Source organism: Arthrobacter sp. NPDC057013, from assembly GCF_042674585.1.
GTDB lineage: Bacteria > Actinomycetota > Actinomycetes > Actinomycetales > Micrococcaceae > Arthrobacter.
Genome location: NZ_JBHUSE010000014.1, coordinates 64,788 through 90,284, shown reverse-complemented (window position 1 = coordinate 90,284; position 25,497 = coordinate 64,788). Strand labels below are relative to the sequence as shown.

The following is a 25,497-nucleotide window of genomic DNA, read 5'->3' as shown; positions in this document are numbered from 1 at the left end:
CAAGGACCTGAAAGGACGCCATGAACTTCTCACCCGAGTTCTCGCCCCGCACCGCCATCGTCACCGGCAGCGATTCCGGGATCGGCCGCGCCACCGCAGTTGCCCTGGCAGGGGCCGGGCTCGACGTCGGCGTCACGTGGCATTCGGACCGGGAAGGCGCCGAGCGGACCGCCGAGGACGTCCGGGCCGCGGGCCGGAACGCCGTAGTCCGGCAGCTCGACACCACCGACCTGCTGACCTGCGCCGGTGTCATCGACGGCCTCGCCGAGGAGCTGGGCGGCGTGGACGTGTTCGTCAACAACTCAGGCACCGGTGACGGCACCAAGTTCCTCGAACTGAACTATGAGACCTGGGCGAAAACCCTGGACACCAACCTCAACGGCGCGTTCCTCTGCATCCAGGCGGCGGCCCGCCGCATGGTCGACGCCGGACGGGGCGGCCGGATCATCGCCGTCACCAGCGTCCACGAGACACAGCCGCGGGTCGGATCGTCGGCCTACGATGCCTCCAAGCACGGGCTGGGCGGACTCATCAAAACCATCGCGCTGGAGCTGGCCAGCCACGGCGTCACGGCCAACTCCGTGGCCCCCGGCGAAATCGCGACCCCGATGACCGGCCAGACCGACGAGGACCCGCACACCAAGGACCGGCCCGGCGTCCCCCTCGGCCGGCCCGGCGATGCCCGGGAGGTGGCCGCCGTCATCGCGTTCCTCGCCTCCCCGGCGTCGAGCTACGTCACCGGGGCGTCGTGGGCGGTCGACGGCGGCATGCTCCAGATGGGGCCGCAGGCCGGCTCCCACATCACCGGCCATGAATGGCGCGAGCCATAGCCCCCGGCGAGCACAGCAGCCCTTACGAGCACAGCAGCCCTTAACGGAAAGCGGCTGACGGGTGAGTCGCCCGCCAGCCGCCGTCCCGGACCTCGCTGCTAAAGCCCGGCGTCTCTAAGGCCCGTCAGGGCTTGAGGACAACCTTGATACAGCCGTCCTCTTTTTTCTGGAACTTTTCATAGAGCTCCGGCGCCTCAGCCAGCCCGGCAGTATGGGTGACCAGATCCATGACACCCAGCGGATCGGCGTCGTCCTCCACCAGCGGAAGCAGCTCATCCGTCCACCGGCGGACGTTGCACTGGCCCATGCGCAGCTGGACCTGCTTGTCGAACATGGTGAGCAGCGGCATCGGGCTGGCTGTGCCGCCGTAGACGCCGCTCAGGGAAACCGTGCCGCCGCGGCGGACCGAGTCAATGGCCGCGTGCAGCACGGCGAGACGGTCCACGCCGGCGGTTTCCATGGCCTTCTGCGCCACCTTGTCGGGGAGGAGTCGCAGTGCCTGGTGGGCGAATCCTGCCACCGGCGAGCCGTGCGCTTCCATCCCGACGGCGTCAACCACCGCATCCGGGCCCCTGCCGCCGGTCATTTCCCGCAGTTCGTCCGATATGCCTTTGGCATAGTCCAAAACCTCGACGCCGTGGCGCGCGGCCATCTCCCGGCGCTCCGGCACCGGATCAACACCGATGACCCGCTGGCCGAGGTAGGCGCCCACCCGGGAGGCGAACTGCCTCACCGGGCCAAGCCCGAAAACTGCCAGCGTGCCGCCGGCCGGAGAGTCGGCATATTTCACCGCCTGCCAGGCGGTGGGAAGAATGTCCGAAAGGAACAGGTACCGCTCATCGGGCAGCTCCTGCCCCACCTTCACGGGGCCGTAGTCGGCGAAGGGCACCCGCAGGTACTCCGCCTGGCCGCCCGGAATGGAACCGTAGAGCTCCGAGTAGCCGTAGAGCGCGGCACCGGAGTTCTTTTCCCGGACCTGGCTGGTTTCGCACTGCGACTGGAGGCCCTGCGAGCACATGTAGCAGTGGCCACAGGAAATGTTGAAGGGAATGACCACACGGTCGCCTTTGGCCAGGTTGGTGACGGCGCTTCCCACCTCTTCCACGATGCCCATCGGTTCGTGCCCGAGGACATCATCCTTGTGCATGTACGGGCCAAGCACCTCGTACAGGTGGAGATCCGAGCCGCAGATCGCGGACGAGGTGATCCGCACGATCGCATCCGTGGGCTCCTGGATGACGGGATCCGGCACTTCCTTCACGCTCACCGAGCGCTTGCCTTGCCAAGTAAGTGCCTTCATGGGCTGCCTTCCTGTAGCTGCACGTCACGTCCTTTCGACGGTAGCCCGATCCGGCGCCATTGTGAAGATCAGTATGCTTATCAATTTTCCGGGTTTCAAAAGCGAAAAGTAAGCATCCTTGCTTTTCTCTTGTTTCGGCCGGAGAACGCTCCTAGCGTAGGAACTGATCCTGCCCCCAAGGAAAGGCGCCACCATGTCGCTGTACCAGCCCGAACCGGTGGAAATCTCCACGCGCATGCGCCCCGGTGAATGGACGGAGGCCAGCCTCGAGGAGCTGGTCACCACCTACCGTGCAAAGATCCTCGCCATGGGGGCGGCGGTTTCGGAGGTGGTCACCGAGGTAGTGAGGAACGACGACGGCTCCGTCGCCGTAGCCGTGTCCTGGAACAAGGGCGCCTACGCCGACGAGCCCAAGGGCGGCGGGTTCACGAACACCGAATCCAGGGTGGACACGGCCGAAGCCTGACCCCTACCCCTCGAGCAGCTTTCCGATCGCGCTGCGGCCCAGGTTGTCCAGCAGATCCCGCGGTCCCGTGTAGACCTCGACAGCCCCCGCATCGCGGAGTTCCGCCTCGCTGGTGCCGCCGCAGGTGAGGGCGATGGTGGGCATGCCGAGCGTGCTGGCCGCCATGACATCCCACACCGCGTCCCCCACATAGACCGCGTTGGAGGCCTGCACGTCCACGGCCTTTAGTGCAGCGATCAGGATATCCGGCTCCGGCTTGCTGTTTTCCGCATCATTGGAGCTCGTCGCGGCGTCGATGAAGTCATCCGCCGACAGGGCCGAGCGGAGCGCCTTGAGGTCCTGCTCCCGCGCGGACGAGGCCAGCGCCACCGCCAGCCCGCCCTGGCTGCACCTGGCCAGCAAGTCACGGGCACCGTCGAGGGCGCGGAGCGATGGCCAGTAGGTGCCGAAAACCCCGGAATGGGCGGACAGAATCTCCTCGTCCACTTCCTTGCCCCGGGAGTCCGGCAGCAGGCTGTCTACCAGGCGCGCCCCGCCCATCCCCACGCACCGGTGGATCCGGGCCATGGGCACGTCGAAACCCGACTGGCGGAATGCCTGCCACCAGGCGAGGGTGTGTATGTAGGCGGAGTCGATCAGCGTCCCGTCAACATCGAACAGGACACCCTTCTCCCGGCGCTGCCCTTCTGACAACCGGCCCTCCTGCTCCGTGCCCTCCCGCATTCGAACCTCCCTCAGCGCTCGGCCAACGACGGGGCCGGCACCCGCTGCGGCGCGGTCCTCGGGGACCCATACCCCACGGCAACCGTCGATTTCAGCGCCTGCCTTGCCGGTTTTCCATGACGCTTGGGCGCGGGGCGCTTCACTGCGTCCTTGCAAAGGTCACGGATCAAGCCGGTACCAGCGATTTCCCTGGCCTGAGCCACTCCCGCAACAGCTGCACGCTTCGTCGGGAAGGTGACGGACACCGCCATCAGGGCCCCGGTTCCATCCAGCAGCCGGATCCTGTATCCGCCGTCGGGGGCGTCCACCAACTCGAAATATCCAGACATTTGGCTCTCCTCCTTCTTCACCCTGCGGTGAGGTGTTAGTAAGTATACTTACCTACGAGCCAAGGTGAGAGGCGTACCCCAATTTTTGGGCCTAACCGCGACCGCTACCCCGTAGCGGCCTTTGACGGAAGCGGCTTGTCACTCCTGCGGGGCCGGTGCTGGTTCAGTTGGAGGGCGCTGGTCACCAAAGCGAAGTGACTGAACGCCTGCGGGGTGTTCCCCAGGTGCCGCCCGCTCTGGACGCCCCATTCCTCGCTCAGCAGGCCGACGTCGTTGCGCAGCGACAGCAGCCGTTCGAAAAGTTCCGTGGCCTCCCTGCGCCGGCCTGCCCCGAGCAGTGCCTCCACAAGCCAGAAGGAACAGGCCAGGAACACGCCCTCTCCCCCCGGCAGCCCGTCGTCGCTCGCCTGCGGCCGGTACCGGAGCACGAAGCCGTCCTCCGTGAGTTCACGCTGGATGGCGTCGATGGTGCCGGTGACCCGGGGATCGTCGGGCGGAAGGAAGCCCACGCGGGGAATGAGGAGCAGGCTGGCATCGAGTTCGGGCCGGCCGTAGCTTTGCGTGAAGGTGTTGCGGGCGGCGTCGAAGCCGTTCTCCATGACCTCGGCGCGGATGGTGTCGCGGAGCGCCTCCCACCGGTCCGCGGGACCGGGAAGCCCCGAATCCCGGACGCCTTTGACCATCCGGTCCGCCGCCACCCATGCCATTACCTTGGAATGGGTGAAATGCCGACGCGGCCCGCGCATCTCCCACAGCCCGTTGTCCGGCTGATCCCAGGCGCCTTCGAGGTATTCCATCAGAGCAACCTGGACGTCCCAGGCCTCGTCCGTGTGCTTCAGCAGCGAGTTGCGGGTCAGGGAGAGGCAGTCCAGCACCTCGCCCCACACATCCAGCTGCAGCTGGCCCGCGGCCGCGTTGCCCACCCGGACCGGCGCCGAATTCTCGTAGCCGGACAGCCAGGGCAGTTCCAGCTCCGGAAGCCTGCGTTCGCCGTGGATCCCGTACATGATCTGCAGGTCGGCAGGGTCCCCCGCCACCGCCCGCAGCAGCCAGTCACGCCAGGCCGCAGCTTCGGAGGTGTAGCCGGCGGCGAGCAGTGCCTGCAGCGTCAGGGTGGCATCACGGAGCCAGCAGAAGCGGTAGTCCCAGTTCCGCGGACCGCCCAGCTGCTCCGGCAGCGACGTGGTCACGGCCGCAACGATCCCTCCGGTGGGCGCGTACGTGAGGGCCTTCAGGGTGATCAGCGAGCGCTGCACGGCGTCCTTGTACGGCCCGGCCACCTTGCACTTGTCCGTCCATTCCCGCCAGAACCGTTCGGTGGAGTCGAGGACTTCCTCGGCGTCCACGGACCGCGGCCGGCGGACATGGCTGGGCGCCCACGTCAGCACAAACGGCACCCGTTCGCCGGCCTTCACGGTGAAGTCACTGACGGTGTGCATGCGTTCGCCGCGCAGCGGGGCGGTGGTCACCAGGTACGCAGAATCCGGCCCGGCGATGGCGTGGAGGCCGTGGCTGTCCCGGCGCACCCAGGGCATGATGTGGCCGTAGTCGAAGCGCAGGGCCAGTTCGCTTCTCATCCGGACATGTCCGTGCAGCCCCACCACGATCCGCACGATGTCTGCCACCTCGTCGCGGGGCGGCATGAAGTCGATGACGCGGACGGTGCCGTCGTCAGTTTCCCACTCCGTTTCCAGGATGAGCGTGTGCCGGCGGTAGCGGCGGCGCGTGCAGCTGCCCCCGGAGGCCGGGGCGAGGAGCCACCGGCCCGCCTCGGGGGTGTCCAGGAGCGCATTGAAGCAGGCAGGCGAATCGAACCGCGGCAGGCACAGCCAGTCAATCGACCCTTCAGTGCTGACCAGGGCCGCGGTGTGCAGGTCCCCGACCACCGCATAATCCTCAATGCGTACCATGCCCTTACACTGCCATAGCCGGGCCCGCCGCACGAGGGGCGCCCGGGTGTAGCCTGAAGTCAGGCGGAGCAGCCGCCGGAGCCTGCCAATCAGCCCTGCCCTGTTCAGCCGAATGCGGGGCGGAAGTGGAGCCTTGAGTGGAGAATCGCGTGGATGAAGCCGACGTGGTGGGCCGCGTCCAGGACATGCTGCTGGATACCCAGGATGTCCAGGATTTCCTCGACGAGCTGGCACGGTTCTCCGCCGAGAGCATGTCCGGCCCGCGTGGCCGGATCTATTGCGGCATCACCCTGCTGCGGCACCGTTCGGCCGCCACCGTTGCCAGCAGCAGCGAGCACGCCCAGGCAGTCGACGAAATCCAGTACCAGTTCGAAGACGGCCCCTGCCTTCGCTCCTGCCGGGAGGGCGTCCTGGTCCATGTTCCGGACTTCGAGCTCGACACCGAGTTCCCGGATTACAACGACACAGTGCTGAGGAGCGGCATCCGCTCGGTTCTGGCGGTCCCCTTCGACCTCCCCGGCGCCGACGCGCGGGCCGGACTCAACCTGTACTCCGAGAAGCCGAACGCCTTTGACCCCGGCGCCGTGGAGAGTGCCGTCAGCCATGTCCGCCAGGCCTCCAAGGGCCTCCGGCTCGCGGTCCTGCTCGCCCAGCGCAACGACAACGCCGCCAACCTGAAGCGGGCGATGGAGTCACGGACCATCATTGACACCGCCGTCGGGATCATCATCGCGCAGAACCGCTGCAGCCAGGAGGACGCCATCAACCTCATCAAGTCGGCGTCGAGCACGCGAAACCTGAAGCTGCGCGACGTCGCTGCGGCCATCGTGGAGTCCGCCGGCGGCGGCACCGTGACAACCCACTTCGACTGACGGCCGACGGTTGAACATCCACATCGGCACATCCGGCTGGAGCTACGACCACTGGGAAAACGTGCTGTACCCGCCCGGACTGCCCACCAGGGACAGGCTGCAGCACTACGTGGCACGGTTCAGCACGGTGGAGCTGAATGCCAGCTTCTACCGCTGGCCGAGGGACACCACGTTCGCGGGATGGCGGACCAGGCTGCCGCCCGGTTTTGCCCTGTCCGTCAAAGCCCCGCGCGGGCTCACCCATGCCAAGAAGCTGTACGGCCCGGAAGTCTGGATTGAACGCATCTCGCGGTGCTGGCACGAGCTGGGCGACAAGCGCGCGGTGCTGCTGGTCCAGCTGCCTCCGGGCATGGAGCGGGATGACGCCCGCCTGGACTATTTCCTCGGCGCCATGCCCGGCTGGATCCGGGTGGCTGTGGAGTTCCGGCATCCCAGCTGGGAGCAGCCGGAGGTTTACGCGCTGCTGGAACGGCACGGGGCCGCCTACACCGTCATGAGCGGCGCCAATCTGCCCTGCAACCTGCAGGCCACCGCCCCGTTCGTCTACGTCAGGCTGCACGGGCCGGACCACCAGTACCTGTACGGCGGCTCCTACTCGGACGAGGACCTGGCCTGGTGGGCGGACAGGATCAGGGAGTGGCGCAGCTCCGGCCGGGACGTCTTCGCGTACTTTAATAACGACGGCGGCGGGAACGCCGTGCGAAATGCGGCCACCCTGCGCGGCATGTTGGGAGACGGTGAGTAACAGAGCGCAGACGGGCAGCCCACGGGCCGCTGCCCTGTGGCAGAGTGAAGCCATGGACATGGCGTCACAGGAATCACCGTTGTCAGAGGCGAGTTTGTCAGGAACGCGCGTCTTCCGCCTGGCCCACCGGCTCTCGGATGCGATCAACACGGCGCGCCTGAAGCTTGCCCGGCGCTGGAAGTTCGAACCCAAGACCATCGCCTACCAGGGCTACGGGTCCACCGAATGGGTCCGGGTACTGGGCCGCGTGGTGCTCGCCAGCAAGCCCGTGCCCGGCAGCCGCGCCGACCATGCCGCCCGGAACGGCACCGAGAATGTGCGGGGCTGGCGCGCCTTTACCAGCGTCCCCATTCCCCGCTCGGACGTGGAGATCGAGATCGGCGGAACGGTCACGAAGGTCAAGGCCGACCGCGGCGGGCTGGTGGACATCGACATTCCGGTCTCCCTCTCCCCCGGCTGGCACACCGCCATCCTTCGCTGCGACGGCACTGAACCGGCGGAAGCCAGCATCTTCGTCATCGCCCCCGACACAAAGTTCGGCATCGTCTCCGACATTGACGACACCGTCATGGTGACGGCTCTGCCCAGGCCCTTCCTGGCGCTTTGGAACACCTTTGTGCTGAGCGAGCGGGCCAGGATGGCCACCCCCGGCATGGCAGTGCTGCTGGACCGGCTGACCGTGGAGCATCCCGACGCGCCGGTCATCTATCTTTCGACGGGCCCGTGGAACGCGGCGCCCACCCTGGCGCGGTTCCTGACCCGAAACATGTATCCGGCGGGCCCGCTGCTGCTGACGGACTGGGGGCTGACCCAGGACCGCTGGTTCCGCAGCGGCCAGGAGCACAAGCGCCGCAACCTTGAGCGGCTGGCGGCGGAATTCCCGCACATGCGCTGGCTGCTGATCGGCGATAACGGCCAGCACGACGAGCAGATCTACTCGCAGTTCACGCAGCACAACGCGGACAAGGTGGCGGCTATCGCCATCCGGCAGCTGTCCGTGAGTGAGGCCGTCTTCGCCGGCGGCCACTCCGAGGACGGGGACCACAGCGCCTCGACGGTGCCGTGGATCTACTCCCCCGACGGCGCGGGCATAGCCCGCCAGCTCCGGGAACTAGAACTGCTCTAGCTGCCCGAAATGGTGACCGGACTTCTCAGGTGACCGGTCCGGCGTCGGACGTGCCGCCGTCGGACATCCCTGCGTCTGTCAGCAGTCCGCCAGTCACAGCACTGTCCGGCCCGGATGCCGCCGCTGCAACGGCGGCATCCGTCGAGGCTGCCAGCTTCCGTTCCTCCTGGAGTTCCTGGAACCAGTAAAACGAGGCCTTCGGCGTGCGCACCTGCGTCTCAAAATCCACGTGCACCAGTCCGAACGGCTGCTTGTAGCCGCCCGACCATTCGAAGTTGTCCATGAACGACCAGACGTAGTAGCCGCGCAGGTCGATCCGTTCGGCTTCGCCGCCGGGGGCGGTGGCGCGGAGGGCGGTGCCGAGGTGGTCGGAGAGGTAGCGGAGCCGCCGCTCGTCAGGGATGAAGGTCCGGTTCGTGGACTTGTCGAGGACCCTGATGTCCTCAAAGCTCGCCCCGCCCTCCGTGATAATCACCGGCGGAAGGTTTGGGTACCGTTCGGCCATTTCCTTGAGCGCCACGGCCATGTACTCCGGCTTCACGGGCCAGCCATAGGCAGTGGTTTCCGTGTCCGGCCACGGTTCGATGTGCAGCGGGGCGCCGGGCGTGGCGTCCTTGAGGTCATCCCCCATCGCCTCCGCCATGGCCGCCGGCACGGGGCTGTCGCCCCCGCCCGCTGCCACCCGGGTGGGCATGTAGTAGTTCATGCCGTAGAAATCCAGCGGCTGGGAAATGACGGCCATGTCCTCGTCCGGATGGTCGAAGGACGAGAAGAACTTCCCGAGGCGGATGAGGTCCGGATACTTTCCGGTGAGCACGGGGTCCGCATAAAGCCGGTTCTGCGCCATGTCCATCGCTCCGGCGCTCATCCAGTCAAGGGGGTTGCCGGAGTTCGGCACCACGGGCGAGTACACGTTGGTCATGCCGATTTCTCCGGGCACCCCGGCGGCACGAAGGGCCTGCAGGGCCAAGCCGTGGCCCAGCAGCTGGTGGTGCACGGTGGGCAGGCCGTTGGCGAAGTCGGCCTTCCCCGGTGAGTGCAGGCCGAGGGCATAACCGTTGGTGGTCACGGTGGCGGGTTCATTGATGGTCACCCAGCGCGCCACCCGGTCCCCGTAGGCGGCCGCGGCGATGGCGGCGAACTCCCCCAGCCGGTAAGCGGTGTCCCGGTTGAGCCAGCCGCCGTCCTCATCGAGAGCCAGCGGCGTGTCCCAGTGGTAGAGCGTGACCATCGGCGAAATTCCGTTGGCCAGCAGCTCGTCCAGCAGCCGGTCATAGAAGTCCAGGCCGGCCCGGTTCACCGCTCCACGCCCGTCCGGCTGGATCCGAGGCCATGCCAGTGAGAACCGGTAGGAGTCGACGCCCAGCTCCTTCATCAGCGCCACGTCCTGCGGCATGCGGTGGTAGTGGTCACACGCCACCGCGGGGCTGTGGCCGTCCACGATGTTCCCGGGTTTGGCGGCAAAGACGTCCCAGCCAGCGGGTCCGCGGCCGTCCTCATCGAGCGCCCCTTCAATTTGGAAGGCGGCTGTCGCCACACCCAGGGTGAAATCGGCCGGAACCATGGCTGCCAGTTCTTTGGCGGAAGGATGCATCGCTAGACCTCTGTGACGTTGTGAAAGGCCGGTGGGCCAAAACTTCAGATTGCCGGAGTCTACCGCTCAGGGCGCGGCTCTGTCTGGATTAGAGCTGCCCGGGTTGATCACGGAAGTGGCCGGCTCATGGTTGTCCTTGGGGTAGACAAAAATCGTGTGGCCCTCGGGCATGAAAACGAACCCTTGGGCGCAAACATGGCCCTCTCCTTCGACGGCTCCGGTCCTTCGGCAGCCCTGGGGACTGCGGCACGTCCGGGCCGCGGTGCCTCCGGATCGCGTACCTTCCAGAATGGCACAGGCAGGGGCCGCTGACGAGGCGGCCTTGACCGCCACTGGTAGGGTCGCGGCATGGATGAAAAATTGGGGAAGTTCATCGATGATTTCGCGCGGCTGGTGGAGATCGCGCAGTCCGGCCAGCATCGCGTCAAGGCCGGCACGCAGCTGCTGACGACCATCACACGGCATCTGGCGGTGCCGGCCGAATCACTCGCGGTGGTGGTGGAGGAGGTCCCGGCGCACCGGTTCGTGGACGCAGACATCCTGATGGCCGAACTCGCCGGCGAGGATCCGCAGTTCCGGCTCGTGGGCATCGGCGGCGGTGACCAGCGCCACCACCAGTCCCTGAGCGACATGCTGCAGCAGTCGCAGTTTTTCCCGCAGTTCCCGTTGTCCCAGCCCGATTACATCAACCTCGCGGTGGGCCCGGACGAACAGCGGCAGGCCGTGGCACTGGGCCTGTGGCTGTTCCGGCACGCGGGCAGCCCCGTTGCTGTCCTGCAGCGTGACGCGGCGCCGCGCTACGGGCGGCAAACGGCCTGCCTCGAGGTCCTGGCGGCAGATGCGAAAAATGCGGCGGACTTCCTGGCCGAGTTCGGCAGGCGGATGCAGCGCGGCAGCATCTTGAAAGGCCAGGTCATTTCACTGGTCATGGGCGAGTACGGGCCCAGCAGCGGCGGGGTGACATTCCACGCGAGGCCGGAACTCACGGCCGCAGATGTCATCCTGCCGCAGGGTCTGCTCCAGAAGGTGGCCGACCATGCCCTGGGCATCGCCGAGCACCGGGAATCACTGAAGGAGTACGGCCAGCACCTCAAGCGGGGCATCCTGCTGTACGGCCAACCCGGCACGGGCAAGACCCACACGGTGCGGTACCTGCTGAGCCAGAGTGCCGGCATCACGGCGGTCCTGCTGTCCGGCGGGTCCCTGGCCAGGATTTCCGAGGCGGCCGCCATGGCCCGGGCACTGCAGCCGTCCATCGTCGTCCTTGAGGACTGCGACCTGATCGCCGAGGACCGCAGCTTCGGGCACGGGCCACAGCCGCTGCTGTTCGAGGTGCTCGATGCCATGGACGGCCTGGACCACGACGCCGACGTTGCGTTCGTCCTCACCACCAACCGCGTGGACATGCTCGAGCGGGCCCTCGCCCAGCGCCCCGGCCGCGTTGACCTGGCCGTGGATATTCCGCTGCCGGCCCTCGATGAACGCATCGGACTGGTGACCCTGTACGCCCGCGGCATTCCCTTCAGCCCGGACGCCGTCCGGGACGCGGCTGCCCGTACCGAAGGGACCACGGCCTCGTTCGCGCGTGAACTGGTCCGCCGGGCTGTCGTGCGTGCCGCCCTGGACGGCTCGCCGGTAGCGGACAGCCACCTGCTCGAGGCGGTGGAGGAACTGATGGCCGACGGCGAGACCCTCACCAGAAGCCTGCTGGGCAGCGGCCCCGCCGGGGGCGGGGACGGCCAAGGCGGTTTCGGCGGCCACGGCTTCCCCGGGCCAGGCTTCTTCCCCGGGCCCGACTTTGGCAGCGTCGGCTTCGCCGGTCCGGGTTAGTCCACAAGCGGGGGTTTAGTCCACCGGAGGCTGTTTGCCGCGGCCCAGGCGGCCTGAGGGGTTCCGGCTGGAATCCCGCAGGCCGCCCCTGTCAGTGCGCCGGCCGGCTACGTCTCGATCTGATGCAGCTGGCCCTTGGTTTCGATCTCGATCTTCCGCGGCTTCGCCTGCTCGGCAACGGGGATCCGCAGTGTCAGCACACCAAGGTCGTAGCTGGCCTTGATCTTGTCCGCGTCCAGCGTGTCGCCGAGAATGACCTGGCGGCTGAAGACGCCGCGGGGCCGTTCGGAAACCACCAGCTCAACGTTGGGCTGGGTGGCGTCCCGGCGCTCCGCCCGGACAGTGAGGACGTTCCTCTCGACGTTCAGGTCCACATCATCGGGCGAGATCCCGGGCAGGTCGAAGGCCACCACAAACTCCCCGTCTTCCTGCCACGCATCCATCGGCATGGCCGCCGGGCGGGCCGCTGTTCCGAAGACCTGCTGGGTTAGCCGGTCCAGCTCACGGAACGGGTCAGTACGGATCAACATCATTTCCCACTCCCTTCAGCATGTAGGTTTTATGGCTACCCACCACTTCGCATCTATGGTGGTGGATATAAATTTTTTATAGCACCAGTGACAAACTGGGGCAAGAGGAAATGTCGAAAATCTGGACGCAGAATGACATGGCCAGCCGGGACGCCGCGGGCCTGCTGACCCCCGAAAGGACCGACGGCGGCACCCGCCAGTACAGCGATGCGGACCATACGGTATTGCGGCGCATCGCCGGACTCCAGGCCGAAGGCCTGAACCTGGCTTAAAACGCCGGAACGTAAGGACTACAGCCTGCCACCGGCCAGCAGGAAGGAATCTTCGAGCAGTTCGGCGAGCTGACCGCCGTCGACCCTTGAAAGCCGGACGAGGACCAACTGCGGCGACCGCTCATGGTGCGGTGTCCAGAAGTACGTCTCCGGATCCGTGCCGGCCAAAGCCTCGCGCTCCCCGGTCTTGACCGTGAGCACGCCAGTTTCCCAGATGCGCGCCATCAGGGTCTTGGCAAACCAGGCGGGCTGGTTCCAGCTGGGGCGCTCGGTCACGCCCGGCAGGGCAAGGCAGATCCTGCGGACATCTGCTTCGTTGGCCATACCCTCAGTCCGGGGTATCAGCTTTGGACAGCTCGCCTGTAACCCGCTCACCGGGCACGCGGGCGGTGCGCCAGGTGTCCACGGCAATCACGGCACCGAGCACCACCAGAGAGAGTGCAACGGAGGCCACGGCGTCACTCACCCAGTGGTAGCCGAGGTACAAGCGGCTGACGGACGCCAGGATCACACCGATGATGGCGCAGACAAACCCGGCCACCGTTGTCTTTGGTTTCCGGAGGCGTGAGAAGACCAGGAACGCCGTTATCAGCAGGAAGTCCGAGGCCCCCAAAACGTGCCCCGACGGAAAGGAAAAAGTGTGGTCTGCACCAAACAGCATCTGGTCCACCGGAGGACGCTGCCTGTCTACCGACCTGCCGATGAGCTGCGCCAGTCCCACGCCGGTCAGCATTGCCGCCGCCAGCAGAATCGGCCGCCAGGCATGCTTCGCCAGAATGCCCCAGGCCACCGTAACAACGAGGACAATGATCGGCAGCGCCACGGGCCCGAAGATGACGGCCAGGACAATCATCGCCACGGTCAGCAACTGCGTGCGCGTAGTCAGGAGCCACCTCCAAGACGCCTCATCGGCGCTCGCCAGCCCGTCATGGTCCTGAACACCTGAGAGAGCAAAGAAGAAGACGGTTGCCCCCACCACAGCGAGGACGATTGCCGTCACGTAGAGGCCCCTCCTCGCACCAGGCTCCATGTAGCGTTCCTCGACCACGAACTTGTCATGGAAAGCCCGCCACCGGCCCTGCTTGCCCGCTGATTCTTCTGCCACCTGAAAGACCGCCTGTGCGCTAAGGAAAACCTGCCTAGAAGTGAAGGTTATCCCCGGTGCCAGAAAATCCTAAGCCCCCTTACGGATGCCCTCCCCCGCTGTTACGGTGAAACTTCCAGCCCCGCAAGGTCTCAGGAGACAACATGAGCACTGAAGGAACCGGCCACGATTCACCGCAGACCCAAGGCGACGGCGTCCCCGACGACGCCGCCGGCGTCGCAGTGGGAGCAGGCGAGCCGAACACGTTCGAGCCGGAAGAGGGCACGGACACCACGGGAGCCAAAACCCCCAGCGACAGCCAGATTGCCACGGCGGAGGACACCCCGGACGTGGAGGAAACACCAGTGGACACCACCGAACCGAGCTGACCACCGGAGCCCCGGACCGCCCGGCAGAACCGATAGACCCGTTCCGGTAGCCCTGTCAGGAATGACAGGCGCGGTGGATAATTAGTCACACATTGAAGTGGCAACGGGGCTACGGAGGCTGCCGTGAGGATCATCGGAATGCTTGTGGTCATCTGGCTCATCGTCGGCGTGTTCGCCGCGTTTCAGCGGGGCTACTTCAGCGGCTCCCCCGACTCCTGCACGGAGGCTGGAACCGTGGCGATCACCATCGCAGCCGGACCGCTGAACTACATGGGCGCCAACCCCAAGCTGACCTGTGAAGTGCCCCAGCCCTCCAAGTAGCGGCGCCCCAAATCGCCAGGCGGCCCTTCGCCGGACGGTGCGTTAGCGTTCACTCGCGATTCACGCGCGCGTCCCCGCCTGTCCAAGCTGCCTCGCTAGGTTCGGGGCCATGGACATCACGCGCAGAACACTCATCACCAGCAGCCTGGGTGCCGGCCTAGTTATCGCCCTGCCCGGCACCGCCGTCGCCGATCCCCGGAATGCAGAGGCGAGCCTTCCCACCGATCCCTTCACCCTCGGCGTCGCGTCCGGCGACCCCTGGCCCGACGGCTTCGTGCTCTGGACCCGGCTCGCGCTCAACCCGCTCGCAGAGGACGGCCTGGGCGGCATGCCCTCCCGCGTGGTCACCGTGCTCTGGGAGGTTGCCGAAGACGCCGGCATGCGGAACGTGGTCCAGCGCGGCGTGGAGCAGGCCCTGCCGGAAAGCGCCCACTCGGTGCATGCCGAACTGCGCGGCCTGAAGCCGGGGCGCGAGTACTTCTACCGGTTCCGCGCCGGCCGCCACATCAGCCCCGTCGGCCGCACGTTGACCAGCCCTGCCTGGTACGAAACGCCAGCAGCCCTGGCCATGTCCTTCGCCAGCTGCGCCCAGTACGAGCACGGCTTCTTCACGGCCTACCGCCGCCTCGCCGAGGACCAGCCGGACCTGGTCCTCCACCTCGGCGACTACCAGTACGAGTACAAGAAGGGCTCCTACGTGACCGGCGGCGGGAACGTCCGCGACCACGAAGGCCCGGAGACGGTTACGCTGGAAAACTACCGCCAGCGCCACGCCCAGTACAAGGCCGACGCCGACCTGCAGGCAGCGCACGCCGCCGCGCCGTGGCTGGTGGTCTGGGATGACCACGAGGTGGACAACAACTGGGCGGACGAAGTGCCGGAAAACGCGGACGCCGCCCAGCTGAACGACACCGCGGCCAACTTCCGGAAACGCCGCGCCGCCGCGTTCCGGGCGTACTACGAGAACATGCCGCTCCGCGCGCCGTCCATGCCCGCCGGCGCGGACATGAAGATCTACCGCACCGTTCAGTGGGGCCAGCTCGCCAACTTCCACATGATGGATACCCGCCAGTACCGGGACGATCAGCTGGCCGGGGACGGCTGGCGGAAGAACGTCCAGGAACGCCTGGCGGAGAACCGGACCATCACCGGCGCCGAGCAGGAACAGTGGCTGCTGGATGGTTTCCGGAAGTCCACGGCGCGCTGGGACCTCCTGGGCCAGCAGGTGTTCTTCGCCGAGCGGGACCGCAACCAGGCCGCCGACATCGACGACATGTCCATGGACGGCTGGGACGGCTATGCATCCTCCCGCCGCCGCATCACGCAGGGCTGGGTGGACGCGAAGGTGCGCAACGCCGTCGTCCTCACCGGTGACGTGCACCGCAACTGGGCCAACAACGTCAAGGTGGACTACAGGAATCCGGACGCGCCCGTGGTGGGTTCGGAGCTGGTGTGCACCTCCGTCACCTCCACCGGCAACGGGACGGGCTCCGTCACGGACCCCACCATGGCCTGGAACGAGCACCTGAAGTTCTACAACGACCAGCGCGGCTACGTCCGGACCACCATCACCAAGGAGTCCCTGGCGGCCGACTTCCGGGTGCTGGACTACGTCAGCACCCCGGGTTCCCCCGTCAGCACCAAGGCATCCTTCCGGATCGAGGACGGCGTGCCCGGCCTGCAGTCCCGCGCCTAACCAACCGCTTCGCGGGGCACTCAGTCCTCGGTGGGCGTCGTGCGGTTGGAGTGGTAGTTCCGCCAGCTGTGTTCCGGCGCGTAGCCCAGAAGACGCTTGGCCTTCTCGATGGACAGCAGGGTCTCGTGCTCGCCCAGCTCCTTGGTCACCTGCACGCGCGGGAACACCTCCGCGGCCAGGCTGGCACTGAAGCGGCTCATGACGGTGTCCTCGTTGGCGACGATGAAGGCCTCGAACCCCGGCGTGCGGTAGTCCAGCGCGCGGGCCACCGCCTGGGCGCCGTCGCGCGCGTCGATGTAGCCCCAGAGGTTCCATTTGCGCAGGGCGGCGTCCGAGTCGAAGGACGGGAACTCCTCGTAGTCCTCCGGGTCCATGACGTTGGAGAACCGGAGGCCAACGATGCTCAGCTCCGGATCCCAGCGCGTCATCTGGATGGCCATCTGCTCCTCCAGATGCTTGACCAGCGAGTAGGTGCTCTCCGGGCGGGCCGGATACTCCTCGTCTACCGGGATGTAGGGAGGGTCGACGTCGAACGGCAGTCCCAGCACCGTCTCACTGGACGCGTACACGATTTTCTTGATGCCGGCCCTGCGGGCCGCCTGGAACACGTTGTAGGTGGACAGCATGTTGTTTTCGAAGGTGGCGGCGTCCGGCACGAGGCCCGGCGCCGGGATGGCGCCCAGATGCACCACCGCGTCGAACCCCCGGTGCCGGTCATCCAGGCCCAGGATGACGTCCACAACCTGCCCGTAATTGCGCAGGTCCACGGTGGCAAAGCCGGGACTGCGGCTACCTGTCCGGTCCAGGTTCAGGACAGAATGCCCGTCAGCCACCAGCCTGCGGACCACGTTCCGTCCGAGCTTTCCGCTGCCTCCCGTTACGGCAATTCTCACCGCGGCCTCCTCCTGTTGGTTGGCCGGCCCTGACCCGGGCGGCCGTGCTCCGATGGCCGGAGCGGCTTCCGCCGTCCGGCACCTTTCCCCCAGCCTAGGGCCCGCGCCAGTAACGGCGGCCATGGCGCGAGTGGTTCTGGTGTATATTTTCTCGGTACGGTTTAGCAGAAGGCCGTTGGATTGTTGTTCGATCCGGCACCTTGCTTGCTGCTACCGCCCCGGCCATGGGGTTACCGGCGCTGCGCACGCCGGTTCGTCTTGACCTGAGCGAAACGGTACCGAAAGATCGTGGCCAGCGAGTCGACCGCAAAACCTGAAACCCCAATCTCGGAGCACCTCAACGAGCTGGTGCTCACCAGCTCCGACGTGGGCGAATTCCTCCACGAGCTTGCCCGGATTTCCGCACGCAGCCTGTCCGAACCCGGCGACGAAGTCCTCTGCGGCGTGACCCTGCTGCGGCACCGCAAAGCAGCAACCGTGGCGAGCAGCAGCCCCGAGGCCCAGGCCATGGACGAGATCCAGTACGACTTCGGCGATGGCCCCTGCATGACTGCGTCGCGCGACCAGGTCACCATCCACATCACGGACCTCGAAAACCACGACCGCTGGGACAGCTACGCGGAGAAGGTGCTGGGGCAGGGCGTCCGCTCCATCCTCGCCATCCCGTTCGTGCTCGAGGGCGAGACCCGGGCCGCGCTGAACCTGTACTCGCACCGCCCCGGCCGGTTCGAGGGACGGGTCCTGGAACTGGCGCAGGACTTCGTCAGCCAGACCTCAATGGCCCTGCGGCTGGCCGTGCGGTTCGCCCACTACAGTGACGCTGCCGCCAATCTCAAGGCGACGCTGGAAACCCGGACCGTCATCGACGTCGCTGTCGGCGTGATCATGGCGCAGAACCGGTGCAGCCAGGAGGAAGCCTTCGACCTGCTCAAGGCGGCGTCGAGCACCCGCAACGTCAAGCTGCACAGTGTAGCGACGTCGATCGTTGATTCCCTGGGCCAGGGCCCGGCGCGGACCCACTACGAGGGCTGAGCCAGCAGCCTAGGGCCCACCAAACCCCTGGCCCTCCGGATCCTGCCCCATAGTGCGTGAAGTCCCGTTGGTATCTGAACTGCCGGTTCCGGTGAAGCCGGTTCCGCCACTGCCGGTTCCCGCGCCCCGGGAGACCCGGATCTTGTGACCGCCCGCAGCTGGCTCCTCGGCCAACGGAACACGTACTTCGAGGACGCCGTCGGTGTACGAGGCGCTGATATCCTCCTGGTTCACCGGGGCCGGAAGGCTGACGGTCCGTGAAAACGTGCCGAACCGGAACTCCGAGCGGTACCCTTCCCTCTCCCTGTGCTCCGACTTTTCCTCACGGCGGACCGTGATCTGCAACTGGCTGCCGGCGAGGGTGATGTCCACGTCATTGTCGGGATCGATACCCGGCGCCTCGGCCCTGACCACCAGGGAGCCTGACTCACGGTATTCCTCCACCCGCAGCCAGGCATCCAAATCCCCCTCCAGGAACCGGCGGAAGGGTTCCGGGATATCGACGCCGGCACGCCTGAATATGTTGGTCATCGCTGTTACCTCCTGTCAGCTTCCGGCCCCGTTGCAGGATGCGGAGGACCGGATCTGGTCCCGACACCACCAAAGCTACGCCGTTGCGGAACGCTTGTCTCTTGCCGATCGCTTGTGGGGGGCGGTGGTCAGCGTGCTTGCTGCAGCCATCCGGCCGCGGGCACTCCGTTCCCGGTCCAATCCTGAGAGTTTCCTTGTGAAAAACCGGGAATCTGCCGCCGGCGGCGCACGGCCTCCGCCCGAAAGCAGTCTTTTCGCCGGATGGACCCCCCATTTCAGCCCGGAGCGCTCCCATCAGGGGGTCCCCGGGCCGAGCTTTTCACAGGAGCCCTGCCGCACCTTGGCACTATGCAAGAATCATGCCGCCAATGGAGGAAGCGCGATGAAGAACGCAGTGAAGACGCTGGAGGAAAGCGCGAACCTTTCCGGAGGTCCCAATGGACGCTAATGTCCCCACCCCCGCTGAGCCTGAATGGCAGAAGACTGCCGCCGAACCGGGGTGGTGTACCCAGGATGCAGCGGACGCGATGGAGGTCTTCTGCAGTGACTCGCTGCGGTCGATTGACCGGACGGTGATGCGGGCCCAGGTCATCGAACTCATCCTGGACATCCTTGCCACCACGGAGGTGCAGTCGGAAGCCCGGCGCCGGCTGCTCCAGCACCTGGCCTCACATCCGGGTTCGCCCGAGCAAGCGCTGCTGTGCCATTTGAGCGAGAACGCCTGCCTCCCACCGGCAACGGGCGGCGGCAACCTCCCGGCCGGTGATTATCTCCCGGCGGGCGGGGACTACTTCGCGGCCGGCACCGCGGAGCCGTCAACGGACCGTTCCGCGAGCACCGCTGACGCACCTAAGCCGAAGTGGCTTCCGGCTCCGCTGCGGAACCTGCTGCGGCTCGACTGAATGGCCAACCCTGTCAGCTCCGGTGGTGCGCGATCAGCCACCCGGCCATCTGCTGCGCCCGCTTGTTGGCGAGGAAGTCGCCTTCGGTCGCGGAAATGATGGAACCCTTCATCAGGATGTGCCACGAGCGGGCAAATTCGTCGGGGCGTTCCAGCCCCGCTTCCTGTGCGAGCGCCTGGATGTGGCCGCGGATCCTGGCGAGGTAGCCGATGCTGGCCTCGCCCAGCGGATGCCCGGGACCCATCTCAAGCAGGACATTGATGAAGGTGCAAGCCTCGAAATCGTCCCGCTGGAACCAGTCGCCGAAGACGTCGAAGATGGCCAGCAGGCGTCCTTCGGGAGTGGCTCCCCGGCGCCGGGCCTCGGAGACAATCAGGTCCACGGTCCAGACCTGGTCGCGGAGAGCCAGGAAGGCCAGGACCAGTGCGTCCTTGGACGGGAAGTGGCGGTAGAACGTGGACTTGGCCACTCCGGACCGCTCGATCAGTTCATTGATTCCGACGTCGCGGACACCGCGGTGGGAAAAAAGTTCGTAGGCGGTAGCGAGGATCCGGTCCACCGGTTCACTATGGCCGGTACGCACCTCTTCAGGCAGCAAGGCATCCCCGGTTGCATCAGGAGCACTCATTAGAGATTCAGTGTACCTCGGCACTGGCAGAGACAGACCTGTCTGTCTTATTGTTTTAGGAACATGACACTTCGTCTGGGGAGCAGTTGCAGGTCTCCTGCCGCACGTGTCACTGCAATGGGGCAGAAACAGGAGGGTACAGATGGACGACGACATTCGCGCGGTGGAAGAAGCCGTGGCGACGCTGGAATCCGCAGCAGTAGAGCATGACCCCGCGGCTGCAACCCTGCAAAGTGCAGTTGCCGCGGCCGTAACCCACGGCAAGCCGATCCGTGAAGTGGCGGCAGCCGCGCACATGACCGCGCTGGAGGTGCTCGATGCCGCCGACGCCGTCACGTATCCGCAGCACGCGCTCCAGCCCTGGATGATGGCCCCATAGCGGCAGGACACCCGGCTGCAGAATATCTTGCGGAAACTTGATTGGATCCCGGGGTAAACCTGCGGCAAGCCTGATCGGCGGGCGCCACCCTTAATGCATCAGCCCCTGGAGGAGCGATCCTTCCAGGGAAAGCATGTAACGAGGACCGCAAGGAAGCCGGGGGCCGCCATGAACCAGTCAGCAACTCTCGAGGAAGTCGTCGAAGTCGGCGGTGTCATCACCGACCGTCAGCCGCTGGACTTTTACCGGCTGGGGCTCGCCGGCTGCATCGACAGGCTCACGGTTCCCCTGCGCCGCCAAGGTACCTGCATCCGCTGGGAGACGCCGCACCACGGCGTCGAGATCTCATCCGGCTGCGCCTCCCTGCTCTACCAGTCCGCGCAGGAGGCGCTGAGCAACACGTTCAAGCATGCGCACGCCACGGATGTGACCGTCCGGCTTGCCGCCGTCTTCCACGGCATCCGACTCATGGTCGCGGACAACGGCACTGGCTTCGAATCTGTTCCGCCGGCGGCGGGAGAAGTCAACGGCCACGGACTGAGGACCATCTCACAGGCGGTCGAGGAGGCGGGCGGCACCGTGAACATCATCTCGGCTCCCGGTACCGGCACCGCGATCACCATCACTATTCCGCTCGACTGAAACGCCGCGCGTCACGGCGCACGCCGCCCCCGTCCCGGGCCTCGCCTAGGATGCTGTGCATGACCCTTCCGAACGTTGAGCCCCAGTCCCTCCTGGCTTTCGAATCCGCGGAAATCCAGCAGGCCGTCGGGCAACTGCGCAGCCGGCTGACCTCCGGACAGCGGCTTCTCCTCGGTGTGGCCGGCTCGCCGGGGTCCGGCAAGTCCACCTTCTCGGCCTGCCTCGCGGATGCCCTCGGCCCGGATACCGCCCTCGTGGTGCCCATGGACGGCTTCCACCTGGGCAACGCCATCATTGACGGCACTCCGCTGCGGCTGCGCAAGGGCGCACCGGACACGTTCGACGTCGGCGGTTACCTTTCGCTCCTGCAGCGGCTTGCGCGCCGGGACGAGGACGTTGTGTACGCGCCGGACTTCCGGCGGACGATCGATGAGCCGGTAGCCGCATCGCTGGCCATTCCTGCCGCCATCCCCATCATCATCACCGAGGGCAACTACCTGCTCAACGACGATCCGCGCTGGCAGCAGGTGCGGGCACAGCTGGACGAGGTCTGGTTCATCGACACACCGCATGAATTGCGCCTTGCCCGCCTGGTCGGACGGCACATGCTCTATGGCATGGACCGTGCGGCGGCCGAGGCCTGGGCCAACGGGCCGGACGCGGCCAATGCGCGCCTGATCGAAGCCACGCGCCCCAGCGCCGACAGGATCATCCCCTGGCGTTAGCTACCTGTCCCCGGCGTCCCACAGGCCGGATTCGTCCGCGGCCTCTTCCGGCTTGCGGCCGCCCTCCGGCGTTCCACTGCCCACGTAGCTGGCGGGAACTGTGCCGCCCGCCTGTGTCATCTGTTCCTCACGGATGTTGTGCGCCGTGCCAGCCTCGGGATGGGGCTGCTCCTGTTCGACGGCGTCCGGGTCGCCAGGGCCCCGAAGGTCGCTGGGCTCTTCCGCATTGTGCTTGCTGTCGGTCATGCCACTGCCTCTCGCTGGGAAATGCCGGTCGCGTCCCAGTCTAGGCACAGGCACCAGGACCGGCGCCGCGACTAAGGCCGGGACTCGGGCAGCCGCAATGAACTTGCCAGGAGCCAGAGCGTCCACACCAGGATGAGCGCTATGCCGGCAAGAGTGGGCACGGTGTTGCTGCCGGAGAAACCCTCGGCTCCAATGATCCAGCCTCGGGCCAGGTATGCGGCTCCTGACAGTCCCATGAGGTAGCCCACGGGCCGCGGGAACCCGCGGGAACTGCCCACCGCGATCCCAAGCAGGATGAGTGCCGCGCCGCCCACGCGGAGCGTCCGGGCCGGCCGCCGGCCACGGTTCCCAGCACCAACAGCCCGCCGACAAGGATTGCCATGCCCCCAAACTGCCCCAGGTGCACCCCGGTCCACAGGTCGCGGCGGGCGTACTCAGCGAAGGCCGCTGCGTGATCGTTCGGGTCGGCCTCCCCCGGATGCAGGGCGCCGAAACCGAAGGAAAGCACGACGCCGGCCACCAGCAGGACAGAAATGCCAGCAGGTTACGCCTGCTCCCGCACATTCCGCGGCGTCCACCCCAGGTCCGGGGCCACATGGCGGGCGATGTTCCCCAGCAGCTTGGCGTTGTACTCCACGCCCAGCTGGTTGGGGACGGTGAGCAGGAGTGTGTCCGCGGCCTGCACCGCGGCGTCGGCGGCGAGCTCACGGGCGATGACGTCCGGCTCACCGATGTAGCTCTTGCCGAAGCGGGCCAGGGTTCCGTCGAGCGCGCCCACCTGGTCCCGGCCCTCGCGGAGGGCACTCAGCCCGAAGTACTGGCGGTCCTCGTCGTCGGCCAGCGGCAGGACGCTGCGGCTGACCGAGATCCGAGGCTCGCGGGCGTGCCCGGCCGCCTTCCATGCCTCACGGAACATGGCGATCTGCTCGGCCTGGAGCTCGTGGAAAGGCACCCCCGTGTCCTCGGTCAGGAGGGTGGAACTCATGAGGTTCATCCCGCGCTCGGCCGCCCATACCGCGGTCTTCCGTGTTCCCGCGCCCCACCAGATACGGTCGGGCAGGCCTTCGGAGCGGGGCTGGACGGGCAGCAGCCCGGTGGCTCCTCCGGCGTACCGCGGGTCGGCCTCCACCACGCCGGCCCCGGCGATGGCCCGCCGGAACTCCTCGGTGTGCCGGCGCGCCATGTCCGCATCGGTCTCGCCTTCCCGCGGCGCATAGCCAAAAGCACTGGCGCCGTTGCGGGCAGGCTCGGGTGAACCGCGGCTGATGCCGAGCTGGAGCCGGCCGCCGCTGATGAGGTCCGTGGCCGCCGCCTCCTCCGCCATGTAGAGCGGATTCTCGTAGCGCATGTCGATGACTCCGGTGCCAAGCTCAATCCGGCTGGTGCGCGCTGCGGCGGCCGCGAGCAGCGGGAAAGGCGACGCCTGCTGGCGTGCGAAGTGGTGCACGCGGAAGAACGCGCCGTCGATCCCCAGTTCCTCCGCGGCCACGGCCAGCTCTATCCCCTGCAGCAGCGCATCACGCGCAGTCCTGGTGCGGGAACCCTGCACCGGGCCCCAATGGCCGAACGACAGGAAGCCAATTCTTTTCATGCCCTGCACAACATCCCCGCCCCTGCTGCCATTCCTGCAGGCTACGTCCTGTGACGGGCCGGGCACCGGCCCCTAATCCCGCATGGCCCGCGATCCCGATAGGTTGGTACCACCGCTTGAGGACGTCCGTTCTCACGAGACCGAAGGGAATGCTGACATGGGTTACATCACCGTTGGACAGGAAAACAGCACCGACATCGAGCTCTACTATGAAGACCACGGAACCGGGCAGGCTGTTGTCCTCATCCACGGCTATCCCCTGGACGGTTCCTCCTGGGAGAAGCAGACCGCAGCCCTGCTGGACGCCGGGTACCGCGTGGTCACGTATGACCGCCGCGGCTTCGGCAAGTCCAGCAAGCCGACCACCGGCTACGACTACGACACCTTCGCGGGCGACCTCAACACCCTCCTCACCACCCTGGACCTCAACGACGCAGTGCTGGTGGGCTTCTCGATGGGAACCGGCGAGGTGGCCCGGTACCTCTCCACCTTCGGGTCGGCCCGCGTGGCCAAGGCCGCCTTCCTCGGGTCCCTGGAACCCTACCTCCTGCAGACCGACGACAACCCCACGGGAGTGCCGCAGTCCGTGTTCGACGGCCTTGCCGAAGCGGTCACAGCCGACCGCTACGCCTTCTTCACCGAGTTCTTCAAGAACTTCTACAACAGCGAGACCTTCCTGGGCACGCCCCGGCTCAGCGAGGAGTCCGTCCGCGCCAGCTGGAATCTCGCCGCCGGCTCCGGCGCATTCGCCTCGGTGGCCGCCCAGCCCACCTGGATCACCGACTTCCGCGCCGACATCCCCAAGATCGACGTCCCGGCACTTATCGTGCACGGCACGGCGGACAACATCCTGCCGATCGACGCCACCGGCCGGCAGTTCACCAAGGCCCTGCCGGAGGCTGACTACGTGGAGATCGACGGCGCCCCGCACGGCCTGCTCTGGACGCACGGGGCAGAGGTCAACGAGGCACTGCTCGCATTCCTGGCCAAGTAGCCCGCGTATGGTGAGGGCGTCCGCCGGGACAGCCGCCGTCGGCCGCCTTCACCACCCAGCCGCCGCGGCGGCGCTCCCGGGCGGGAGCGAAACAACCGCTAGTGGTTGACAGTTCCCGTAAATAAGTGTTGACACCCACTTATGGGCGTACACTTGGAAGCACCGGATTCCAGCAGTTGGCACCAGAACGGGTCCGGCTCCAGCCCACCCGGCATGTCCGGGTGGACGATCAATTAAGCGGACATAAGTGGTTGATAGGTCTCCACGCGTCACGTGATCGGCCATTGTTGCCCGAACACATCTCGCGGGAGAAACAATGAAAATCACTGCGCCAACACCTCGCCGCTCGGCTAAGGTTGCGTTGGTTTCCACCATGTCGCTGGGTCTGCTTGCCGGACCGTTTGCGTTCGCTGCGCCAGCGAACGCAGTGCCGGATTACGGCCATAAGGACAACTGTCACGTCACCGCCTACAAGCCGGACAAGGCCGACTATGGCAAGAAGGATCGGGACTACGGCAAGTCAGTCAAGGTCGTCTTCAAGTTCAAGATCCACTGCGACAAAGGCACCAAGGTCTACTTCGACCAAAAGATGTTCCAGGGCCACGGCCGCTGGGACAAAGAGATCGGGCATGACCACGGCTGGGTCTGGGTCCACGGTAACAAGTGGGTCAGCAACAAGGAGAAGGTGTACGCCGACCGCGGCGACAAGGATGTCAAGGTCTCGCACACCGTCAAGATCCGGTTCCAGGACAAGGACAGGAAGAACCATTGGACCTGGAAGTCCGATTCTGACCACGCCTACGCAACCATCAGGCTTGACAAGGGGCGCGGGTACTAGCGGACCACCTCAGTTGATTAAGTCCTAGCAACTGTCCCAAGGCCGACGGCGGCACTTGAATGCCGCCGTCGGCCTCTGT

The 25,497-nt window shown here is 66.5% G+C and carries 31 protein-coding genes; 17 read left to right on the top strand and 14 right to left on the bottom strand.

What is annotated here, in order from left to right; all coding sequences use genetic code 11:
- Nucleotides 1-20: 20 nt before the first annotated feature.
- Nucleotides 21-830, top strand: coding sequence for an SDR family oxidoreductase (locus ACFTSA_RS17055; RefSeq protein WP_377952776.1), 810 nt, complete (start codon nucleotides 21-23; stop codon nucleotides 828-830).
- 124 nt (nucleotides 831-954) lie between these two features.
- On the opposite strand, the gene ACFTSA_RS17050 is transcribed toward ACFTSA_RS17055, so the two are convergent.
- Entirely contained in the window at nucleotides 955-2,130 is a 1,176-nt protein-coding gene (locus ACFTSA_RS17050) for a zinc-dependent alcohol dehydrogenase (RefSeq protein ID WP_377952775.1), read from the bottom strand.
- A gap of 193 nt (nucleotides 2,131-2,323) precedes the next feature.
- Here ACFTSA_RS17050 and ACFTSA_RS17045 point away from each other — a divergent pair, with 193 nt between their 5' ends.
- Nucleotides 2,324-2,596, top strand: coding sequence for a hypothetical protein (locus tag ACFTSA_RS17045; RefSeq protein ID WP_377952774.1), 273 nt, complete (start codon nucleotides 2,324-2,326; stop codon nucleotides 2,594-2,596).
- A gap of 3 nt (nucleotides 2,597-2,599) precedes the next feature.
- Here the strand turns inward: ACFTSA_RS17045 and ACFTSA_RS17040 are convergent, their stop codons facing one another.
- From ACFTSA_RS17040 to ACFTSA_RS17030, 3 genes are all read right to left on the bottom strand, one after another.
- Entirely contained in the window at nucleotides 2,600-3,319 is a 720-nt protein-coding gene (locus tag ACFTSA_RS17040) for an HAD family hydrolase (protein WP_377952773.1), read from the bottom strand.
- An 11-nt stretch (nucleotides 3,320-3,330) separates the two neighbouring features.
- Nucleotides 3,331-3,648: a YegP family protein gene (locus ACFTSA_RS17035; RefSeq protein WP_377952772.1), complete on the bottom strand. Its 318-nt coding sequence runs from the start codon at nucleotides 3,646-3,648 to the stop codon at nucleotides 3,331-3,333.
- Nucleotides 3,649-3,752: 104 nt separating this feature from the next.
- Nucleotides 3,753-5,558 (bottom strand): glycoside hydrolase family 15 protein, encoded by a 1,806-nt coding sequence (locus ACFTSA_RS17030; RefSeq protein WP_377952771.1) that lies wholly within the window; start codon nucleotides 5,556-5,558, stop codon nucleotides 3,753-3,755.
- 185 nt (nucleotides 5,559-5,743) lie between these two features.
- On the opposite strand from ACFTSA_RS17030, the gene ACFTSA_RS17025 reads away from it, so the two are divergent.
- Genes ACFTSA_RS17025 through ACFTSA_RS17015 form a run of 3 tightly spaced genes read left to right on the top strand, consistent with a single transcriptional unit; the run spans nucleotide 5,744 to nucleotide 8,301 of the window.
- Nucleotides 5,744-6,430, top strand: a complete 687-nt coding sequence (locus tag ACFTSA_RS17025; protein WP_377952806.1) for an ANTAR domain-containing protein — start codon at nucleotides 5,744-5,746, stop codon at nucleotides 6,428-6,430.
- A gap of 10 nt (nucleotides 6,431-6,440) precedes the next feature.
- Nucleotides 6,441-7,175, top strand: a complete 735-nt coding sequence (locus tag ACFTSA_RS17020) for a DUF72 domain-containing protein (RefSeq protein ID WP_377952769.1) — start codon at nucleotides 6,441-6,443, stop codon at nucleotides 7,173-7,175.
- Nucleotides 7,176-7,227: 52 nt separating this feature from the next.
- Nucleotides 7,228-8,301 carry an App1 family protein gene (locus ACFTSA_RS17015; RefSeq protein WP_377952768.1) on the top strand — a complete coding sequence of 358 codons (1,074 nt, stop codon included), beginning with the start codon at nucleotides 7,228-7,230 and terminating at the stop codon, nucleotides 8,299-8,301.
- Between the two features lie 25 nt (nucleotides 8,302-8,326).
- Here ACFTSA_RS17015 and ACFTSA_RS17010 read toward each other — a convergent pair whose 3' ends face one another.
- Nucleotides 8,327-9,895 (bottom strand): glycoside hydrolase family 1 protein, encoded by a 1,569-nt coding sequence (locus tag ACFTSA_RS17010; RefSeq protein WP_377952767.1) that lies wholly within the window; start codon nucleotides 9,893-9,895, stop codon nucleotides 8,327-8,329.
- A gap of 348 nt (nucleotides 9,896-10,243) precedes the next feature.
- Between ACFTSA_RS17010 and ACFTSA_RS17005 the strand changes: the two genes are divergently transcribed.
- Nucleotides 10,244-11,725 carry an AAA family ATPase gene (locus tag ACFTSA_RS17005; protein WP_377952766.1) on the top strand — a complete coding sequence of 494 codons (1,482 nt, stop codon included), beginning with the start codon at nucleotides 10,244-10,246 and terminating at the stop codon, nucleotides 11,723-11,725.
- A gap of 107 nt (nucleotides 11,726-11,832) precedes the next feature.
- Here ACFTSA_RS17005 and ACFTSA_RS17000 read toward each other — a convergent pair whose 3' ends face one another.
- The gene (locus tag ACFTSA_RS17000) at nucleotides 11,833-12,255 is read right to left on the bottom strand and encodes an Hsp20/alpha crystallin family protein (protein ID WP_377952805.1); all 423 of its coding nucleotides are present in this window, start codon (nucleotides 12,253-12,255) and stop codon (nucleotides 11,833-11,835) included.
- A gap of 110 nt (nucleotides 12,256-12,365) precedes the next feature.
- Between ACFTSA_RS17000 and ACFTSA_RS16995 the strand changes: the two genes are divergently transcribed.
- Nucleotides 12,366-12,527, top strand: a complete 162-nt coding sequence (locus tag ACFTSA_RS16995; RefSeq protein ID WP_377952765.1) for a MerR family transcriptional regulator — start codon at nucleotides 12,366-12,368, stop codon at nucleotides 12,525-12,527.
- 18 nt (nucleotides 12,528-12,545) lie between these two features.
- Here ACFTSA_RS16995 and ACFTSA_RS16990 read toward each other — a convergent pair whose 3' ends face one another.
- Both ACFTSA_RS16990 and ACFTSA_RS16985 read right to left on the bottom strand, forming a co-directional pair.
- Nucleotides 12,546-12,851, bottom strand: coding sequence for an MmcQ/YjbR family DNA-binding protein (locus ACFTSA_RS16990; RefSeq protein WP_377952764.1), 306 nt, complete (start codon nucleotides 12,849-12,851; stop codon nucleotides 12,546-12,548).
- A gap of 4 nt (nucleotides 12,852-12,855) precedes the next feature.
- The gene (locus tag ACFTSA_RS16985; RefSeq protein ID WP_377952762.1) at nucleotides 12,856-13,632 is read right to left on the bottom strand and encodes a phosphatase PAP2 family protein; all 777 of its coding nucleotides are present in this window, start codon (nucleotides 13,630-13,632) and stop codon (nucleotides 12,856-12,858) included.
- Nucleotides 13,633-13,775: 143 nt separating this feature from the next.
- Between ACFTSA_RS16985 and ACFTSA_RS16980 the strand changes: the two genes are divergently transcribed.
- The 3 genes from ACFTSA_RS16980 (at nucleotide 13,776) to ACFTSA_RS16970 (ending at nucleotide 16,017) form a co-directional block, all read left to right on the top strand.
- Nucleotides 13,776-14,000, top strand: coding sequence for a hypothetical protein (locus ACFTSA_RS16980; RefSeq protein ID WP_377952761.1), 225 nt, complete (start codon nucleotides 13,776-13,778; stop codon nucleotides 13,998-14,000).
- A 123-nt stretch (nucleotides 14,001-14,123) separates the two neighbouring features.
- Nucleotides 14,124-14,321: a hypothetical protein gene (locus ACFTSA_RS16975; RefSeq protein ID WP_377952759.1), complete on the top strand. Its 198-nt coding sequence runs from the start codon at nucleotides 14,124-14,126 to the stop codon at nucleotides 14,319-14,321.
- Nucleotides 14,322-14,430: 109 nt separating this feature from the next.
- A complete protein-coding gene (locus tag ACFTSA_RS16970; RefSeq protein ID WP_377952757.1) occupies nucleotides 14,431-16,017 on the top strand; it encodes an alkaline phosphatase D family protein in 1,587 nt (528 codons plus the stop codon).
- A gap of 20 nt (nucleotides 16,018-16,037) precedes the next feature.
- On the opposite strand, the gene ACFTSA_RS16965 is transcribed toward ACFTSA_RS16970, so the two are convergent.
- The gene (locus ACFTSA_RS16965) at nucleotides 16,038-16,910 is read right to left on the bottom strand and encodes an NAD-dependent epimerase/dehydratase family protein (protein ID WP_377952755.1); all 873 of its coding nucleotides are present in this window, start codon (nucleotides 16,908-16,910) and stop codon (nucleotides 16,038-16,040) included.
- A gap of 288 nt (nucleotides 16,911-17,198) precedes the next feature.
- Between ACFTSA_RS16965 and ACFTSA_RS16960 the strand changes: the two genes are divergently transcribed.
- Nucleotides 17,199-17,942, top strand: a complete 744-nt coding sequence (locus ACFTSA_RS16960) for a GAF and ANTAR domain-containing protein (RefSeq protein ID WP_377952754.1) — start codon at nucleotides 17,199-17,201, stop codon at nucleotides 17,940-17,942.
- Nucleotides 17,943-17,951: 9 nt separating this feature from the next.
- Here ACFTSA_RS16960 and ACFTSA_RS16955 read toward each other — a convergent pair whose 3' ends face one another.
- Nucleotides 17,952-18,473, bottom strand: a complete 522-nt coding sequence (locus tag ACFTSA_RS16955; RefSeq protein ID WP_377952753.1) for an Hsp20/alpha crystallin family protein — start codon at nucleotides 18,471-18,473, stop codon at nucleotides 17,952-17,954.
- A gap of 437 nt (nucleotides 18,474-18,910) precedes the next feature.
- Between ACFTSA_RS16955 and ACFTSA_RS16950 the strand changes: the two genes are divergently transcribed.
- Complete coding sequence (locus ACFTSA_RS16950; protein ID WP_377952752.1) at nucleotides 18,911-19,375, top strand: hypothetical protein; 465 nt, start codon at nucleotides 18,911-18,913, stop codon at nucleotides 19,373-19,375.
- A gap of 13 nt (nucleotides 19,376-19,388) precedes the next feature.
- On the opposite strand, the gene ACFTSA_RS16945 is transcribed toward ACFTSA_RS16950, so the two are convergent.
- Nucleotides 19,389-20,003, bottom strand: a complete 615-nt coding sequence (locus ACFTSA_RS16945) for a TetR/AcrR family transcriptional regulator (protein WP_377952750.1) — start codon at nucleotides 20,001-20,003, stop codon at nucleotides 19,389-19,391.
- A 142-nt stretch (nucleotides 20,004-20,145) separates the two neighbouring features.
- On the opposite strand from ACFTSA_RS16945, the gene ACFTSA_RS16940 reads away from it, so the two are divergent.
- From ACFTSA_RS16940 to ACFTSA_RS16930, 3 genes are all read left to right on the top strand, one after another.
- Nucleotides 20,146-20,382, top strand: coding sequence for a hypothetical protein (locus tag ACFTSA_RS16940; RefSeq protein WP_377952748.1), 237 nt, complete (start codon nucleotides 20,146-20,148; stop codon nucleotides 20,380-20,382).
- A 168-nt stretch (nucleotides 20,383-20,550) separates the two neighbouring features.
- The gene (locus tag ACFTSA_RS16935; RefSeq protein ID WP_377952746.1) at nucleotides 20,551-21,024 is read left to right on the top strand and encodes a sensor histidine kinase; all 474 of its coding nucleotides are present in this window, start codon (nucleotides 20,551-20,553) and stop codon (nucleotides 21,022-21,024) included.
- Nucleotides 21,025-21,083: 59 nt separating this feature from the next.
- Entirely contained in the window at nucleotides 21,084-21,749 is a 666-nt protein-coding gene (locus ACFTSA_RS16930; protein WP_377952745.1) for a nucleoside/nucleotide kinase family protein, read from the top strand.
- Here the strand turns inward: ACFTSA_RS16930 and ACFTSA_RS16925 are convergent, their stop codons facing one another.
- The 3 genes from ACFTSA_RS16925 to ACFTSA_RS16915 all read right to left on the bottom strand — a co-directional run bounded on the left by ACFTSA_RS16925 (nucleotide 21,750) and on the right by ACFTSA_RS16915 (nucleotide 23,586).
- Nucleotides 21,750-21,995, bottom strand: a complete 246-nt coding sequence (locus ACFTSA_RS16925; RefSeq protein WP_377952743.1) for a hypothetical protein — start codon at nucleotides 21,993-21,995, stop codon at nucleotides 21,750-21,752. It abuts the gene before it with no gap.
- Between the two features lie 71 nt (nucleotides 21,996-22,066).
- Nucleotides 22,067-22,309, bottom strand: a complete 243-nt coding sequence (locus tag ACFTSA_RS16920; RefSeq protein WP_377952742.1) for a hypothetical protein — start codon at nucleotides 22,307-22,309, stop codon at nucleotides 22,067-22,069.
- Nucleotides 22,310-22,539: 230 nt separating this feature from the next.
- A complete protein-coding gene (locus tag ACFTSA_RS16915) occupies nucleotides 22,540-23,586 on the bottom strand; it encodes an LLM class flavin-dependent oxidoreductase (protein WP_377952741.1) in 1,047 nt (348 codons plus the stop codon).
- A 157-nt stretch (nucleotides 23,587-23,743) separates the two neighbouring features.
- Between ACFTSA_RS16915 and ACFTSA_RS16910 the strand changes: the two genes are divergently transcribed.
- Together ACFTSA_RS16910 and ACFTSA_RS16905 are read left to right on the top strand one after the other, a co-directional pair.
- Nucleotides 23,744-24,580, top strand: coding sequence for an alpha/beta fold hydrolase (locus ACFTSA_RS16910; protein WP_377952739.1), 837 nt, complete (start codon nucleotides 23,744-23,746; stop codon nucleotides 24,578-24,580).
- 316 nt (nucleotides 24,581-24,896) lie between these two features.
- Nucleotides 24,897-25,418: a hypothetical protein gene (locus ACFTSA_RS16905; protein ID WP_377952738.1), complete on the top strand. Its 522-nt coding sequence runs from the start codon at nucleotides 24,897-24,899 to the stop codon at nucleotides 25,416-25,418.
- Nucleotides 25,419-25,497 lie beyond the last annotated feature (79 nt).

Excerpts from the sequence above, each read along its gene's own strand:
- ACFTSA_RS16980 (WP_377952761.1), top strand. The coding sequence starts at position 13,776 with ATGAGCACTGAAGGAACCGGCCACGATTCACCGCAGACCCAAGGCGAC.
- ACFTSA_RS16925 (WP_377952743.1), bottom strand. The coding sequence starts at position 21,995 with ATGACCGACAGCAAGCACAATGCGGAAGAGCCCAGCGACCTTCGGGGC.
- ACFTSA_RS17045 (WP_377952774.1), top strand. The coding sequence starts at position 2,324 with ATGTCGCTGTACCAGCCCGAACCGGTGGAAATCTCCACGCGCATGCGC.
- ACFTSA_RS16930 (WP_377952745.1), top strand. The coding sequence starts at position 21,084 with ATGACCCTTCCGAACGTTGAGCCCCAGTCCCTCCTGGCTTTCGAATCC.
- ACFTSA_RS17055 (WP_377952776.1), top strand. The coding sequence starts at position 21 with ATGAACTTCTCACCCGAGTTCTCGCCCCGCACCGCCATCGTCACCGGC.
- ACFTSA_RS17005 (WP_377952766.1), top strand. The coding sequence starts at position 10,244 with ATGGATGAAAAATTGGGGAAGTTCATCGATGATTTCGCGCGGCTGGTG.
- ACFTSA_RS17030 (WP_377952771.1), bottom strand. The coding sequence starts at position 5,558 with ATGGTACGCATTGAGGATTATGCGGTGGTCGGGGACCTGCACACCGCG.
- ACFTSA_RS16915 (WP_377952741.1), bottom strand. The coding sequence starts at position 23,586 with ATGAAAAGAATTGGCTTCCTGTCGTTCGGCCATTGGGGCCCGGTGCAG.
- ACFTSA_RS17000 (WP_377952805.1), bottom strand. The coding sequence starts at position 12,255 with ATGTTGATCCGTACTGACCCGTTCCGTGAGCTGGACCGGCTAACCCAG.
- ACFTSA_RS16955 (WP_377952753.1), bottom strand. The coding sequence starts at position 18,473 with ATGACCAACATATTCAGGCGTGCCGGCGTCGATATCCCGGAACCCTTC.
- ACFTSA_RS16905 (WP_377952738.1), top strand. The coding sequence starts at position 24,897 with ATGAAAATCACTGCGCCAACACCTCGCCGCTCGGCTAAGGTTGCGTTG.
- ACFTSA_RS16940 (WP_377952748.1), top strand. The coding sequence starts at position 20,146 with ATGGACGACGACATTCGCGCGGTGGAAGAAGCCGTGGCGACGCTGGAA.
- ACFTSA_RS16950 (WP_377952752.1), top strand. The coding sequence starts at position 18,911 with ATGGACGCTAATGTCCCCACCCCCGCTGAGCCTGAATGGCAGAAGACT.
- ACFTSA_RS16970 (WP_377952757.1), top strand. The coding sequence starts at position 14,431 with ATGGACATCACGCGCAGAACACTCATCACCAGCAGCCTGGGTGCCGGC.
- ACFTSA_RS16935 (WP_377952746.1), top strand. The coding sequence starts at position 20,551 with ATGAACCAGTCAGCAACTCTCGAGGAAGTCGTCGAAGTCGGCGGTGTC.
- ACFTSA_RS16945 (WP_377952750.1), bottom strand. The coding sequence starts at position 20,003 with ATGAGTGCTCCTGATGCAACCGGGGATGCCTTGCTGCCTGAAGAGGTG.
- ACFTSA_RS17025 (WP_377952806.1), top strand. The coding sequence starts at position 5,744 with ATGCTGCTGGATACCCAGGATGTCCAGGATTTCCTCGACGAGCTGGCA.
- ACFTSA_RS17035 (WP_377952772.1), bottom strand. The coding sequence starts at position 3,648 with ATGTCTGGATATTTCGAGTTGGTGGACGCCCCCGACGGCGGATACAGG.
- ACFTSA_RS16990 (WP_377952764.1), bottom strand. The coding sequence starts at position 12,851 with ATGGCCAACGAAGCAGATGTCCGCAGGATCTGCCTTGCCCTGCCGGGC.
- ACFTSA_RS17015 (WP_377952768.1), top strand. The coding sequence starts at position 7,228 with ATGGACATGGCGTCACAGGAATCACCGTTGTCAGAGGCGAGTTTGTCA.
- ACFTSA_RS17050 (WP_377952775.1), bottom strand. The coding sequence starts at position 2,130 with ATGAAGGCACTTACTTGGCAAGGCAAGCGCTCGGTGAGCGTGAAGGAA.
- ACFTSA_RS16910 (WP_377952739.1), top strand. The coding sequence starts at position 23,744 with ATGGGTTACATCACCGTTGGACAGGAAAACAGCACCGACATCGAGCTC.
- ACFTSA_RS16995 (WP_377952765.1), top strand. The coding sequence starts at position 12,366 with ATGTCGAAAATCTGGACGCAGAATGACATGGCCAGCCGGGACGCCGCG.
- ACFTSA_RS17040 (WP_377952773.1), bottom strand. The coding sequence starts at position 3,319 with ATGCGGGAGGGCACGGAGCAGGAGGGCCGGTTGTCAGAAGGGCAGCGC.
- ACFTSA_RS17010 (WP_377952767.1), bottom strand. The coding sequence starts at position 9,895 with ATGCATCCTTCCGCCAAAGAACTGGCAGCCATGGTTCCGGCCGATTTC.